13 protein-coding genes are annotated in these 13,686 nt (G+C 43.8%); 3 read left to right on the plus strand and 10 right to left on the minus strand.

The genetic code is table 11. The features are described from left to right. Window positions 1–351 precede the first annotated feature (351 nt). Window positions 352–1,197 (plus strand): LysM peptidoglycan-binding domain-containing protein, encoded by an 846-nt coding sequence (locus tag D0463_RS04285; RefSeq protein WP_160118360.1) that lies wholly within the window; start codon window positions 352–354, stop codon window positions 1,195–1,197. Between the two features lie 45 nt (window positions 1,198–1,242). On the opposite strand, the gene D0463_RS04290 is transcribed toward D0463_RS04285, so the two are convergent. Beyond that, window positions 1,243–1,920, minus strand: a complete 678-nt coding sequence (locus D0463_RS04290; RefSeq protein WP_367946565.1) for a Dph6-related ATP pyrophosphatase — start codon at window positions 1,918–1,920, stop codon at window positions 1,243–1,245. A 77-nt stretch (window positions 1,921–1,997) separates the two neighbouring features. Between D0463_RS04290 and D0463_RS04295 the strand changes: the two genes are divergently transcribed. After that, window positions 1,998–2,459 carry a DinB family protein gene (locus D0463_RS04295; RefSeq protein WP_117305480.1) on the plus strand — a complete coding sequence of 154 codons (462 nt, stop codon included), beginning with the start codon at window positions 1,998–2,000 and terminating at the stop codon, window positions 2,457–2,459. A 141-nt stretch (window positions 2,460–2,600) separates the two neighbouring features. After that, complete coding sequence (locus tag D0463_RS04300) at window positions 2,601–3,161, plus strand: hypothetical protein (protein ID WP_117305482.1); 561 nt, start codon at window positions 2,601–2,603, stop codon at window positions 3,159–3,161. 103 nt (window positions 3,162–3,264) lie between these two features. Here D0463_RS04300 and nadE read toward each other — a convergent pair whose 3' ends face one another. The 9 genes from nadE to D0463_RS04345 form a co-directional block, all read right to left on the minus strand. Next, the gene (nadE, locus tag D0463_RS04305; RefSeq protein WP_117305484.1) at window positions 3,265–4,095 is read right to left on the minus strand and encodes an ammonia-dependent NAD(+) synthetase; all 831 of its coding nucleotides are present in this window, start codon (window positions 4,093–4,095) and stop codon (window positions 3,265–3,267) included. 33 nt (window positions 4,096–4,128) lie between these two features. Next, window positions 4,129–5,601 (minus strand): nicotinate phosphoribosyltransferase, encoded by a 1,473-nt coding sequence (locus tag D0463_RS04310; RefSeq protein WP_117305486.1) that lies wholly within the window; start codon window positions 5,599–5,601, stop codon window positions 4,129–4,131. 163 nt (window positions 5,602–5,764) lie between these two features. Continuing rightward, a complete protein-coding gene (locus D0463_RS04315) occupies window positions 5,765–6,685 on the minus strand; it encodes a cysteine hydrolase family protein (protein ID WP_117305488.1) in 921 nt (306 codons plus the stop codon). Between the two features lie 456 nt (window positions 6,686–7,141). After that, a complete protein-coding gene (locus D0463_RS04320; protein ID WP_117305490.1) occupies window positions 7,142–8,671 on the minus strand; it encodes an acyl-CoA carboxylase subunit beta in 1,530 nt (509 codons plus the stop codon). 26 nt (window positions 8,672–8,697) lie between these two features. Next, window positions 8,698–9,480 carry an enoyl-CoA hydratase gene (locus D0463_RS04325; RefSeq protein WP_117305493.1) on the minus strand — a complete coding sequence of 261 codons (783 nt, stop codon included), beginning with the start codon at window positions 9,478–9,480 and terminating at the stop codon, window positions 8,698–8,700. 22 nt (window positions 9,481–9,502) lie between these two features. Further along, complete coding sequence (locus D0463_RS04330; protein WP_117305495.1) at window positions 9,503–10,408, minus strand: hydroxymethylglutaryl-CoA lyase; 906 nt, start codon at window positions 10,406–10,408, stop codon at window positions 9,503–9,505. 19 nt (window positions 10,409–10,427) lie between these two features. After that, window positions 10,428–10,640: an acetyl-CoA carboxylase biotin carboxyl carrier protein subunit gene (locus D0463_RS19780; RefSeq protein ID WP_117305497.1), complete on the minus strand. Its 213-nt coding sequence runs from the start codon at window positions 10,638–10,640 to the stop codon at window positions 10,428–10,430. Between the two features lie 15 nt (window positions 10,641–10,655). After that, on the minus strand, window positions 10,656–12,011 hold the full coding sequence (locus tag D0463_RS04340; protein ID WP_117305500.1) for an acetyl-CoA carboxylase biotin carboxylase subunit: 1,356 nt from the start codon (window positions 12,009–12,011) through the stop codon (window positions 10,656–10,658). Beyond that, window positions 12,004–13,671 (minus strand): AMP-binding protein, encoded by a 1,668-nt coding sequence (locus D0463_RS04345; protein WP_117305502.1) that lies wholly within the window; start codon window positions 13,669–13,671, stop codon window positions 12,004–12,006. The genes D0463_RS04340 and D0463_RS04345 overlap by 8 nt, the downstream gene beginning before the upstream one ends. Window positions 13,672–13,686 lie beyond the last annotated feature (15 nt).

Below are 13,686 nucleotides of genomic sequence, written 5' to 3' on the forward strand. Positions count from 1 at the left end.
GCGCCTGGAGCGGAAATCAACGGATAATCAAAAGCTTAAACCACTTCTTTTGGTGAAGATCCTTATATAAGAGTAAAACAAAAAGAAATATAAAACAAACCGTCTGGAGTAATGCCTGCGTTGCACAATAAAATCAACGAATTGGAATGGATTTATCTCAAATGAAAATCTAGATACACCACGGTCGCCAATTGCCTAACAAAGAGACGTCCAGCTCACTAGAGAATGCCTTTCGACAATATTTTCATTATAGTATAAAGTACCCATTACAGTCGTTGTCCCCTATGATACTATCGAATTGGGATAGGATTCCTTTTCTATCAAAAACATACATAATAAGGGGATATGGAAATGATGTCAAAAAAAGCAATAGCCGCTACTGTAATTGCCACGTCGCTACTTTTTTCCGGAGGGGTTATCTCTCCTTCCGAAACAACTGTTTCGGCAGCAACAAAGGTCTCAAGTTATCAAACAGAACTCAATACGTTTGCTGCACATTACGCAAAAATCTTGCGTACAGTAGAGAGTTATAATGTAAAACTGGATAAAGCGAAGTCTGAGCAGGAAGCCATACGAATTTACGACGAATATTTGGCTTATTTTGAAAAAGCGTTGGATAACGTTGCACCCGTTAATGGATTAAATGCTGATATTCAGAAAATGGATGTCCACATCTATGATAGCTTAGTTGAAATGTATAATCTGGAACTCGATACAATCGATTACTTGAACGGAGACATGACAAAAGCTAATTATGACAAAGCCGTTGTCGCAGCAACTAAATTCATCGATGAGCAGGAAGCTTTGTTCAAAAAAGCCGCAAATACTTATAAGACTAAACACCGCGTAACGTTTAGCCGTGACATGCTCTACCTTTTAGATCAGGAACCAGCACAAGGCAAAACCTATACAGTGAAAAAGGGCGATACCCTTTATCGTATAGCAAAAAACAATAAAACCACCGTTGCGACTCTCAAAAAGCTGAACAATCTAAAAAGCGACTCCCTTAAAATTGGTCAGGTGCTGAAACTGCCGGGTGCTCCTGTATCCACTCCGTCCACCTATAAGGTACAAAAGGGTGACACCCTTTACAGCATCAGCAAAAAGGTAAAGGTGTCTGTTGCCGATCTGAAAAAGATAAATAATCTAAAAAGCGACCGAATCCATCCTGGACAGATCTTGAAATTGAAAAAATAAACTATAAACAGAAAAACAGTGCAGTTCAATCCCCACTGTTTTTTGTTATTTCATGACTAGTTTTAAATCATCAATTTCCATTCTTTTGGTCGTTTCAAGCTGGAGAATCTCTCCGTAAGAAAATTCTATTTTCCTCTGGAATAATGGCCCATCATAAACATAAGTGTGGTATTCCCCAGCCTCTCCCATCGGGCACACATCTTCCTTTTGAATATCAGCAAAAAAACTCCCATCCAGTTCCCGACCAAGCCATGAGACTGGTAATTTATCATCCCGAATCCGGATCACAGTTGCCTTATACCCTGATTCAACAAACATCTTCAAAGCAGGCAAAACCTCGTCCTCCAGCATCCATAACGGGTAAACGGCGTCTAGTCCGATTTGTTCGCAGACCTTTTCGCCCCAATCGCGATGCTCTTGTAAATACAGGTCGCCAAATGCCACCGCATCCAATCCGTACTTATTCCTTAAATGGATAAGTGCGTTTTTAACATCTTCCGTATATGTCTTGAAAGAACAATGGATGAATTCAACCGGAATGCCAAGTGCCTCGCCCTGAAGATTAATCGATTCCGCTTTTTCCCCATGTCCGAAAGTCCTACCATCGATATCTTCTGGCAAAGTCGTAAACAAGCATTTTACGGAATTACCCTGTTCTATTAATCTATGAAGCGCCATGCAACCGTCCTTGCCCCCGCTCCACGATATCGCGATATTCTTCATGATTTTTTCCTCCTTTGCCATTTCCTTATTACTTTAAGGTAAAATAAATACAAATAGAAAACAAGCGGGTGATTACTATGTATGTAAAAGAAGTGCTGCATCAGCTATCAGTAGCTGTGAATTCATCGATACAAATGCTTGAACAGACACCGGATGAATTGCTGGAGTGGAAACCTGATGAAAATAAAAGAACACTCAGGGAAATGTATGTTCATCTCGCTATCCTTTGCAAGGCTAATTATTATATTATGAGTGGCTATTCCCAGAAAGAAATGGAAGAGTTTTACCTTCAGGCAAATCCTGTTTCAAAACAAGAAATCAAAGAATGTATGACGGATAGCCTTGCTTTTTTAAGCGATAAAGCGCTACATCTTACTGAAAGCCAATTAAGTGAAAAACAACCTTCTTACTGGGGCACTGTTTATACCCGGTACGAATGGCTGCTTGAGATATTATCCCACTTCTATCATCACCGGGGACAAATCCACGCCTTTTTGACCGTGAAGGGCTGCAGTCTTCATGTAAAGCTATTTGAATAAGTATAGAAGAATGGTTGTGGACAGGATTTTAATCAACAAATACCGCTTATGATATTCTTATATTATCAGGATTTACCAGTTTACAGTAATGGTTTTTATTCGACAACCATGGATGTTTGCTTTAATGAGAGGGATGATTTTTTGAAAAAATTTATTGAAATTATTTTTGGTAAACCCTATACCGAAAGTAAGTGGATGCTGTTCGCTTATTGGTTTGGCATAGTGTTTTATTTTATCGCCATCATTGTTTTTATTATCCAATCTGTGATCTATGGAAACTGGGCTGCGATTTTGTTTCCAGTCATAGCTTTCCCCATCTTATTTAGAATAGTGTATAACTTAAATGCGTTCATTGTTAAAAGGATGAAAGGTATAAATACACGATTGCTTCTAATTATAGGGATACTGCTTGGCTTACTGATGGTTGGTGTTATTACAGTTGCAATGTTATTTGGAGAAAACGTAGTAATGAATGCAAATAAAAAGATAACCAATGGTAATCTTCATTTGTCAATCGGTTCATTAAAGGGTCATTATGAAGTGGAGGCATTTGAGACTTCAGACGATGGAATTGTCTCAATACCATATGAAGCAACTATCGGAGATGGAGACGTATCTTTAGCCATTAAACGCTCGGATGACATGGTTTGGGAAAAAACAGTCTCGCCGTCAGATACAGTAAGATCGAATTCACTGGTGTAAAGGGACACTATAATATAATTGTATACACTGATAAAGCAAAAAAAATAGAAATTAAACTCTCAATGTAAAATGAAGAAACCTGCCCGAGAGGCAGGCTTCCCTCCTATTTCCACCAATTCTCAAACACATCGATTGCTGGATTGCGTTTATGTTCTGTTTTCAAGTACCAGCCTTCAATTTTTTCAGCTGCATCTTTCCTTACTTCTTTTCCTTCTAAATAATCGTCGATATCATTGTAGGAAACCCCTAATGCCACTTCATCCGGGATCAGCGGCTTATCGTCTTCCAGGTCGGCTGTAGGGATTTTATTGTAAAGTTTTTCGGGAGCACCGACAAACTTAAGGATGGCCCTGCCTTGTCTTTTATTCAAACGGTACAAGGGCACGAGATCTGCTGCACCATCGCCATGTTTTGTGAAAAACCCGGTGATGGCTTCCGCCGCGTGGTCTGTTCCCAAGACGACGCCATGGAACATGCCGGCCAGGTCATATTGGACTTTCATCCGTTCCCTTGCTTTTATATTGCCTTTCAGGAAATTGGACAGCTCTTCTCCAGTAGCCTGCTCAACCGCTTCTACACTCGCATCGACAGCCGGTTTGATGTTAACCGTTACATTCCTGCTTGGTTTAATGAATTGTAACGCTTCCTGTCGATCGGCTTCGTCCTTCTGTACACCATAAGGAAGGCTGACAGCGATAAACTGATATTCATTATTTCCGGTTTCTTCGTTCAGTTCATTGACCGCGGTTTGAGCCATATAACCGCCTAAGGTAGAATCCTGGCCTCCTGAAATCCCCAATACCAGGCTCTTTAAGAATGTATGCTTTTTCAAATAATCCTTTAAAAAATCAACACTTCTTCTAAACTCCGATTCCGGATCAATCGTCGGCTGCACGAGCAACTTTTCAATAATTTGCTTTTGTAATGGACGCATTTATTACTACTTCCTCTCTGCCTTTTTCTTCTATTATACCTGATTCTTCATGGCCTCTACTTTTTGTCTAACTTCCTCAATGTTCCGCATTTTATTCTCCCAGCACTTTTCGCTGAGGTCGACTGGATATTCTTCTGGGTTGAGCGCACGCTTGTATTCCGCCCATAACAAGTCCAAATTGTTCTCCGTATTTCGGCGAATTTCATTCATGGACGGTGGATTGAATACGAGATCTCCGTTTTTAAAAATATCCTCCTGCAGATCGACCGCTTTAAAATCGGTAACGAACTTGCTTAAAAAGGTATGCACCGGATGGAACATTTTCAGTTTTTCTTCCCCGTTTGGATTTTCATCCTCCATTGCAATATAATCTCCCTCCGAATGCTTGTTCACCGTATTGATAATGCGATAGACCTTTTTTATTCCAGGGGTCGTAACTTTTTCAGGGTTTGATGAAATCTTGATTGTATCTACCATATTCCCTTTTTCATCTTCTATCGAAACCAATTTATAGACGGCACCGAGAGCCGGTTGATCATAGGCGGTAATTAGCTTTGTACCAATGCCCCAAATATCAATTTTGGCACCCTGGGACTTCAGGTTGATGATCGTATATTCATCCAAGTCGTTGGAAGCGATGATCTTCGTTTCCGTAAACCCGGCTTCATCCAGCATCCTTCTCGCTTCTTTTGATAAATATGCCAGATCCCCACTATCGAGACGGATGCCTATAAAGTTGATTTTGTTGCCGAGCTCTTGTGCGACCCGGATCGCATTCGGTACTCCTGATCGCAGCGTATCGTATGTGTCGACAAGGAATACACAATCTGTATGTGTGCTTGCATACTTATGGAACGCTGTATATTCATCTTTATAGGCCTGAATCATCGAATGCGCATGTGTTCCCGAAACAGGTATTCCAAACAGCTTCCCCGCCCGAACATTGCTTGTGGAATCGAATCCGGCTATATAGGCGGCCCTGGCTCCCCAGATTGCCGCATCCATTTCCTGGGCGCGTCGGGAACCGAATTCAAGTGCCGAGTCGTTGCCGATCACTTGTTTAATTCGCGATGCTTTTGTGGCCACGAGCGTTTGATAGTTGACGATGTTAAGCAACGCCGTTTCAACTAACTGAGCCTCACCGAGCGGCGCTTCGACCCGAAGAATCGGCTCATTGGCAAAGACCAATTCCCCTTCCTTCATACAACGGATATTGCCGCTGAAGCGGAGCTCACTTAAATAGTGTAAAAAATCCGCTTCATATCCTAAATCATCCCGCAGATAGGCTAGATCTGTCTCTGAAAAACGGAAATTCTGAATATACTGGATGACTTTTTCAAGTCCGGCAAAAATCGCATAGCCGCTCTTAAACGGCAGCTTTCTGAAAAACAACTCAAAAACGGCTTTGCGGGTATGTATGTTGTCCTGCCAATACGTCTCGGCCATGTTTATTTGATATAAATCCGTATGAAGTCCGTAGCTGTCATCTACATATTTAGAATACATGATTTGTCCTCCTAATGATCATTAGAAAACTCGCAGATTGGCGAGCCTTAAAAAGGCAAAGATAGAGGCGTAGTTGAGGCCCACAGGATGTGGGTCATCCAGGCGAAGACATAAGGACGTGGCGCACTTAGCCTGTGTTCTGCTTTATGCAGATAGGAAAGTTTTATACTTTCCTATCTGCCAAAGAGAATTCGCTTGATCTTACAATGTTCACGTCATAATGCTTTTCTAAAAGACTAAATTCTTCTTCTGTCACTCTCTCAAATCCAGGTATCGGGGACATGCAATCCTCTAATAGAAATATCCTTGAAGTGATCTCCTTGTTGTCTTTGTAATGCTCTGTTATTTGTTTAATGGATTCTAATACACAATGAGATTTTGCCTCTCCGGCCACGACAATCTTGTCATATGTTTTCAAAGACTCCAAAAACTCTTGGTTATAATAGTTATTCCGATCATATTCCGGTTTGATGATGCCATACATTTCGCTCAACGGCTCCAGCCCTTTTACGATCTTTTGGATTTCGGAATTTCTTACAACGGAATGGAAGTGAATCATGTTTGAAAATTGCCCTTCTAATGCCGCTCCATTCGTACCTTGGATACAATGATAAGCCCATATGCACAACTGCTTTTTTCCGAATTGCTCTAAATTCGTGACATATTCCAGGCTTTCAGCGTAATTTTTTACCGGTTTCCATTTGCCCGCTTCTACTTCCCTTGCGGTAATAATTGTTAACGGTTCAGGATGTTTACCGTTTTCGTCAACCCACCACGATGGATGGAAGATTTGCTGTGGCTGGTGGGTGTCAATGGATACCGCTATCGAAGTAATCCTATCTAAATGGTTATAAAGGAAGCGTGTTACATTTTCGACATCTTTGTGCGAATTGGGGACAGACAGCTCACCGTTTTCCATAAAATCGTTTTGAATGTCGATTCCTAAGAATAGCACCCGTTCATTGTCATCTGAGGAAGGTCCAATAGCTTCGATGCTTGCATGAGCTAACAAATCATTTAATTTTATTGTATTTGGACCTCCGATTTTCTGCAGGTTAACAATGGTTTCAAAGCTGGTTTTCATAGTATTCCCCCAATTCAATGATATATGGTATCTAAGACTTCATGATTATTACCGGTAAAGCTGGGAGGGACGGAAAGAATCTTGTCCGCCGGCTTAAAAGATTCGATTGTGAAGATTGCAATATCCGAGGTGTACCATCAGGTGTTCTATATTTGGAGGAATTATAACGCGGTATAGATCCATCATCTAGTTTTTTGCTCACGACAACACCCGCTTCTAACGCGGCTAAGAGTAATTAGTAACGTGATAATTATTAATTATCCTATACCCAACTATGGTTATTTTCAACAGATTCACCTCTAACCATTCATCAGAAAAATAATCCACTATAATGGATTATTGTAAAACTTGTATATTTATCGCCTTCGATTGAAAAATTAAAAAATCCCCTGTAAGAAAAACAGAGGATTTCAAAATTACATTCTTATTAAAATAGTGCCTACATCAGTTGATTTATTATACCGGATAAACCCCGTGCTTTCGGGTTGTAAAGGTTTGCTGCTTAGAAATGTATGCTTCGAACCGGTCGATTAGTTCATTGCGAAGATCGTTTGGCTGGACAATATGATCGACAATCATTTCCGAGGCGAGACGGTAAATATCAATATCCTTTTTATACTCTTCACGCTTCAATTCGATAAAAGCACTTCGCTCTTCAGGAGGCATCTCCATGATTTTATTGGCGTATACGGCATTGACTGCGGCTTCCGGGCCCATGACCGCAATCGACGCGGTTGGCAGGGCAAGACAGCAATCGGGTTCGAATGCCGGGCCGGCCATCGCATAAAGACCCGCGCCATATGCTTTTCGGACAACAACTGAAATCTTTGGAACAGTCGCTTCACTCATCGCCGATATCATCTTGGCCCCGTGGCGGATGATACCTGCCTGTTCCACTTTAGTGCCGATCATAAAGCCAGGAATATCGGCCAAAAATAAAAGCGGGATATTGAAAGCATCGCAAAGGGTAATAAATTTCGCCGCTTTATCGGCAGAATCGTGAAACAAAACACCTCCTTTTACTCGTGGCTGATTGGCGATGATCCCGATTGTTTTGCCATTTAACCGTGCCAGACCTGTTACCAATTCCGGTGCGAACAATTTCTTGATTTCACAAAACGACCCTTCATCTATAATCCTGGCAATGAAGTCATGCATATTAAACGGTGCGTTCTGGTTCGCCGGAAGCAAATCCTCCAGCGATTTTTCGAATTCCTCGGGAAGCTGCGGCTCCTTTACCGCCGGCTTCTCCGAGAAATTAGCCGGAAAGTATGCGAGATAACGGCGGGCATATTCGATGGCCTCCTGTTCTGTATTAACGAGGACATCGCCGCATCCCGATACGGAACAATGCATTCTTGCCCCGCCCATTTCTTCTTCCGTCACCTTTTCACCGATGACCATTTCTGCCATTCGCGGTGATCCTAGATACATCGACGCGTTTCCTTCGACCATGACAACGATGTCACAAAAGGCGGGGATGTAAGCACCACCTGCGGCTGATGGACCAAAAAGTAGGCACACCTGCGGCACTTTTCCGGACAGCTTCACCTGATTATAAAAAATCCTGCCGGCTCCCCTCCTGCCAGGAAACATTTCCACCTGGTCGGTAATGCGCGCCCCGGCTGAATCAACTAAATAAAGCATCGGAATCCCCAGTTTCTCGGCCGTTTCCTGAATGCGAATTATTTTCTCAACCGTTCTTGCTCCCCAGGATCCCGCTTTTACTGTGGAATCGTTCGCCATTACACAAACGGTTTTGCCATTGATTTTACCAATCCCTGTGACGACGCCGTCTGCAGGTAAGCCATCACTCATGCAATTGGCGAAAAAAGCATCTTCCACCTCAATGCCTTCATCGAATAGCAGCTCCAATCTTTCCCGGACGAACAGCTTCCCTTTTTCTTGATTCTTTTCGTGATATTTTTCCAAACCGCCCCTATTGATCGTATCCACGGTTTCATTGAGTTTTTCTTTTAATGACATGATGCCTTATTCCTCCTTTCAGTCGCTCATTCCCCCGTAAAAACAGGCTTTCTTTTTTCTTTGAAAGCGTTGAGGCCTTCAAGCCTGTCGCTTGTGTGAAGGGTCTTGCGATAACCGATTTCTTCGATTTCCAAGCCTGTTTTGAGGTCTGACTCGATTCCCTGATTAATTGCTTTTTTTGCGGCCTGCACGGCAATCGGCGCGTTGCGGGCTATTTCATTCGCCAGGGAGAGTGCTTCATTGAGCAATTGATTATTGTCGGAAATCGTACTGATTAGCCCGATACGCTCTGCTTCAAAAGCATCGATTCGTTTAGCTGTAAAAATTAACTCTTTCGCTTTGGCGGTGCCGATGATTCGCGGCAGCCTTTGCGTTCCGCCAGCACCAGGAATGATGCCGAGAGACGTCTCGGTCAGCCCCATTTTCGCAGTCTTGGTCGCAAGCCGAATGTCACAGGCAAGCGCAAGCTCAAGGCCACCGCCGAATGCCGCTCCATTGATAGCCGCAATCACAGGCTGGGGCAGTTTTTCAACGTTAGAAATTGTATCACCGATCAGCTTGACGGTTTGTGTCACTTCCGTCTCATTCATGCCTGCCCGCTCTTTTAAATCAGCTCCGGCACAAAATGCTTTATCACCTGCACCGGTCAATATGACACATCTTACCGAATCGTCGGATTGCAGTTCGTTTAGAACGTCACTCAAACCATGCAACATCGTCAGTGACAAAGCATTTGCTGCTTCCGGCCGATTCATGGTGATAATCGCGATGGCCGGGATATCTCTGTTAAGATTAATAATGGAAGTCATAAGGAACACTCCTAAAAAGGGGTTAATTTATCTGGTTTGAATAAACGGCCATCTGATGGCTTGGCAGCTGTTTGTTAAGTGTTTTCTGCATGAGCAGCGCTGCTTCCATCAGTTGGTTCTCGTCGACCCCTGTGGAAATCCCCATTTTCTCGAGCATATGGACAAGATCATCGGTCGCCACATTTCCGCTTGCCCCGGGTGCATACGGACAGCCGCCAAGACCGCCAAGTGCTGAATCAAATGTCGAAATTCCATAATCCAACGCTTTCAGGATATTCGCCATGGCCATGCCTCGGGTATCATGGAAATGGAGGGCTATTCTGTCTCGATCATATCTCCTAACTGCAAGCTCGAGAAATGTTTCCACCTGCCTTGGGTTAGCGACACCGATTGTGTCACCGAGTGAGAGCTCGCCGATTCCCATATCCAGCAGCCTGTCACAAACCATGAAAACCTGGTCAAAAGAAACCTTGCCCTCATATGGACAGCCAAAAACGGTTGAAACATAGCCCCTGACGTTTCTTCTTGCATCATGGGCTGAACGGACTGTTTCCTTAAGGATGGGAAAAGTAGCTTCGATCGATTTATTAATGTTCTTGACGTTATGGGTTTCACTCGCTGACATAAATACAGAAATCTCATCAATGTCCGCTGCCAGCGCCGCTTCAAGCCCTTTCATGTTCGGGACAAGAGCGCCATATGTAACCCCAGGATTTCTTTTTATCCCCTTCGCGACCTCAGCGGCATCACTCAGTTGGGGGATCCATTTTGGATTGACGAATGAAGTAATTTCAATGTATGACAAACCTGTTTGAGACAAAGCGTCAATCCAAGCTATCTTGCTTTCTGTCGGAATAATTTTCTTTTCATTTTGTAAGCCGTCCCTTGGACCGACTTCCTTGATGGTTATTTGATCAGGCCACTTCATCGAATCCCTCCGTTAGTTTTTACTCGATAATAGCTAAAACATCGCCTTCGTTTACAAAGTCAGTTTCATTTACCTTTATTTCTTTGACCGTCCCTGCCATGTCCGCTGATATCGGGATTTCCATTTTCATTGATTCCAGAATGATGACATCCTGTCCCTCTGTAACACTTTCACCAACGGACACGGCGATTTTCCATACACTGCCTGCCATGCTTGCTTTCACTTCTGCCATAATCATTACCTCCTACTATGAAGTTGGTAGTTGCGACTTATTGTAAAGCTTTTCGATAAAATCAGTTGTTGTTTCTCCTTGCTTGAATTCTTTATAAGAAAGGATTTCGTTCAGCATTGGGATATTCGTTTTGATTCCCTCCACCTTATAAACAGCAAGGGCTGTCTGCAATCTATCAATTGCTTCCAGTCTGGTAGATCCTTTGATGACCAATTTAGCTATCATCGGATCGTAAAAAGGGGTTACCTCGGAAGTTTCGTTTACCGCCAATTCATGACGAATGCCTTTACCCTCCGGCAGGCTTAACGCAGTGATCCTCCCTGGTGACGGATAAAAGGTCAACGGATCTTCTGCGTAAATCCGGGCTTCGATCGCATGACCATTTCGCATAATCTCATCCTGTTTCAAAGTGAGATTTTCCCCGAAAGCAATCCTGATTTGCCGTTCAACCAGGTCAAGTCCAGTAATTTCTTCCGTTATCGGATGTTCGACCTGAAGCCGGGTGTTCATTTCAAGGAAGAAAAAGTTTTTATCCTTATCTACTAAAAACTCTATCGTTCCGGCATTGCTGTAGCCGATTGCTCCTGCAGCCTTAACGGCGGCTTCTCCCATTTTCCGCCTTGTTGCTTCATCGAGGAAAGGCGAAGGGGCCTCCTCGATTACCTTTTGGTGCCTCCGTTGAATCGAGCATTCTCGCTCCCATAAATAAACGGCATCACCATGGTTATCAGCGAGAATCTGAATTTCGATATGCCTCGGTTTTTCAATCAGCTTTTCAATGAACATATCCCCGTTCCCAAAGAACATGTGTGCCCGCTTCTGGTTCCCTTCAAAGGCTTTTAAAAGTTCTTCATTGTTATTGACAGCCTGCATGCCGATGCCGCCGCCCGCTGATGCTTTCAACATAATCGGGTAACCGATTCTTTCAGCCTCAAGCAACGCTTCTTCTTTATCAGCCAATGGTCGGGAAAGTCCGGGCACTAATGGCAAACCGGCTGCTTCCATTGTTTTTCTTGCTTCTACTTTGTTGCCCATTTTCCGGATTACCTCCGGCTCCGGGCCGATAAAGACGATTCCTTCGTTCTTGCAGCGTTCGGCAAAGTCCGCATTTTCACTTAAAAAGCCATACCCGGGGTGGACCGCCTCACAGCCTGCTTCCTTTGCGATTTCGATGATTTTGTCTACATTTAGATAGCTTTCGTTCACCCTTGGTCCACCGAGAAGATAAGCCTCATCTGCCTGGGCGACAAACGGCGAGATTTTATCTGCTTCTGAGTAAACGGCAACGGTTGTTATGCCCATACGTTTACACGTTCGGATTATTCTTGCTGCGATTTCCCCACGGTTGGCAATAAGAATTTTGCTAAACACGTACATCCCTCCCTACCGCTCGAGTCTCGCTCAACAAATCAAGCGATTGTTCACGCAATTTATATTTTTGGATTTTGCCTGATGCTGTCATCGGATATTGGTCGGTAAACTGAATATAACGGGGAATTTTATGTCGCGATATCTTCCCGTTACAATATTCTCTGATTGTTTCCGCCGTTATCGTTTCTCCTTCTTTCGGAATGATCCAGGCCATGACTTCTTCTCCGTACTTTTGATCTGGTACCCCGATTACTTGTATGTCGAGGACGGCGGGATGCTGATAGAGAAACTCCTCGATTTCGCGAGGATAGATATTCTCACCACCGCGGATGATCATATCCTTCAGCCTTGCGGTCACCCTGCAGTAGCCGTTTTCATCCATGACCGCCAAATCGCCGGTATGAAGCCAGCCTTCGCCATCAATCGCTTCCTTCGTTGCCTCCGGGTTATGATAGTAGCCTTTCATGACATGATAGCCTCTAGTGCACAATTCACCCTGGACGCCCCGCGACACCTCATGAGATGTACCCGGTTCGACGATCTTCACCTCGACGTTCGGCAGCGCTCGGCCCACTGAGGATACTCGCAATTCAATCGGATCGTTCGTGCGTGTTTGAGTGATCACAGGTGAAGACTCCGTCTGCCCGTAGGCAATCGTAATCTCCGAAGCACCCATTTTATGGGCAACATTCTTCATGACTTCAATTGGACAGTTGGAGCCTGCCATAATCCCGGTTCTTAGTGAGCTCAGATTATAAGAGTCAAAGTCTGGGAGATTCAGTTCCGCGATAAACATCGTTGGCACACCATGAAGCGCGGTGCATTTTTCTGCTTCCACGGTCCGCAGAACTTTTTCCGGGTTGAATTCTTCAAGCGGTACCATTGTCGCCCCGACCGATACACAGGCCATATTGGCAAGCACGCAGCCGAAACAATGGAAAAAGGGCACCGGGATGCATAAACGGTCTCTTGACGTCAATTCCATACAGGCAGCAATGTTATAGCCGTTATTGACAATATTGGAATGCGTTAGCATGACCCCTTTCGGAAAACCTGTCGTGCCCGAGGTGTATTGCATATTGATGACATCATCGGGATCCATTGACTCCATCCGGACATCGAGCATTTCTTCAGAAACGCTGTCTTTACCTGCCATGACATCATCCCAAGAAAAAGTTCCAGGATATCGCTTCTCGCCCAGAACAATGACATTTTTTAGTTTTGGCAGTTTCTTAGATTGTAATTTCCCAGGCTCGCACTTTTTTAACTCGGGAACGATCTCATATAACGATTCCATGTATGAATGGTCTTTAAATGCTTCCATCAAAATGATCGTTGAAGAATCAGATTGATGTAATAGGTATTCCAATTCGGCAGCCCGGTAATTGGTATTGACCGTAACGAGGACAGCTCCCATTTTGCCGGTGGAGTACTGGGTAATCAGCCATTCCGGTTTATTCGTGGCCCAGATGGAGATGTGGTCCCCTTTTTCGATCCCGAGTGATATGAATCCCCGGGCTGCTTCCCGGCAAACTTTTTCAAATTCTTTATATGTGAAACGCAATCCAAGGTCATGGTAAACAACTGCTTCCTTTTCTCCCTCATTTATGGCCGTTTGTTCCAAAAGCTTCCCCACCGTAACATGCAATAATTCAGACATCTGACTCCTCCTATG

Source organism: Bacillus sp. V59.32b, from assembly GCF_003429085.1.
GTDB lineage: Bacteria > Bacillota > Bacilli > Bacillales > DSM-1321 > Peribacillus.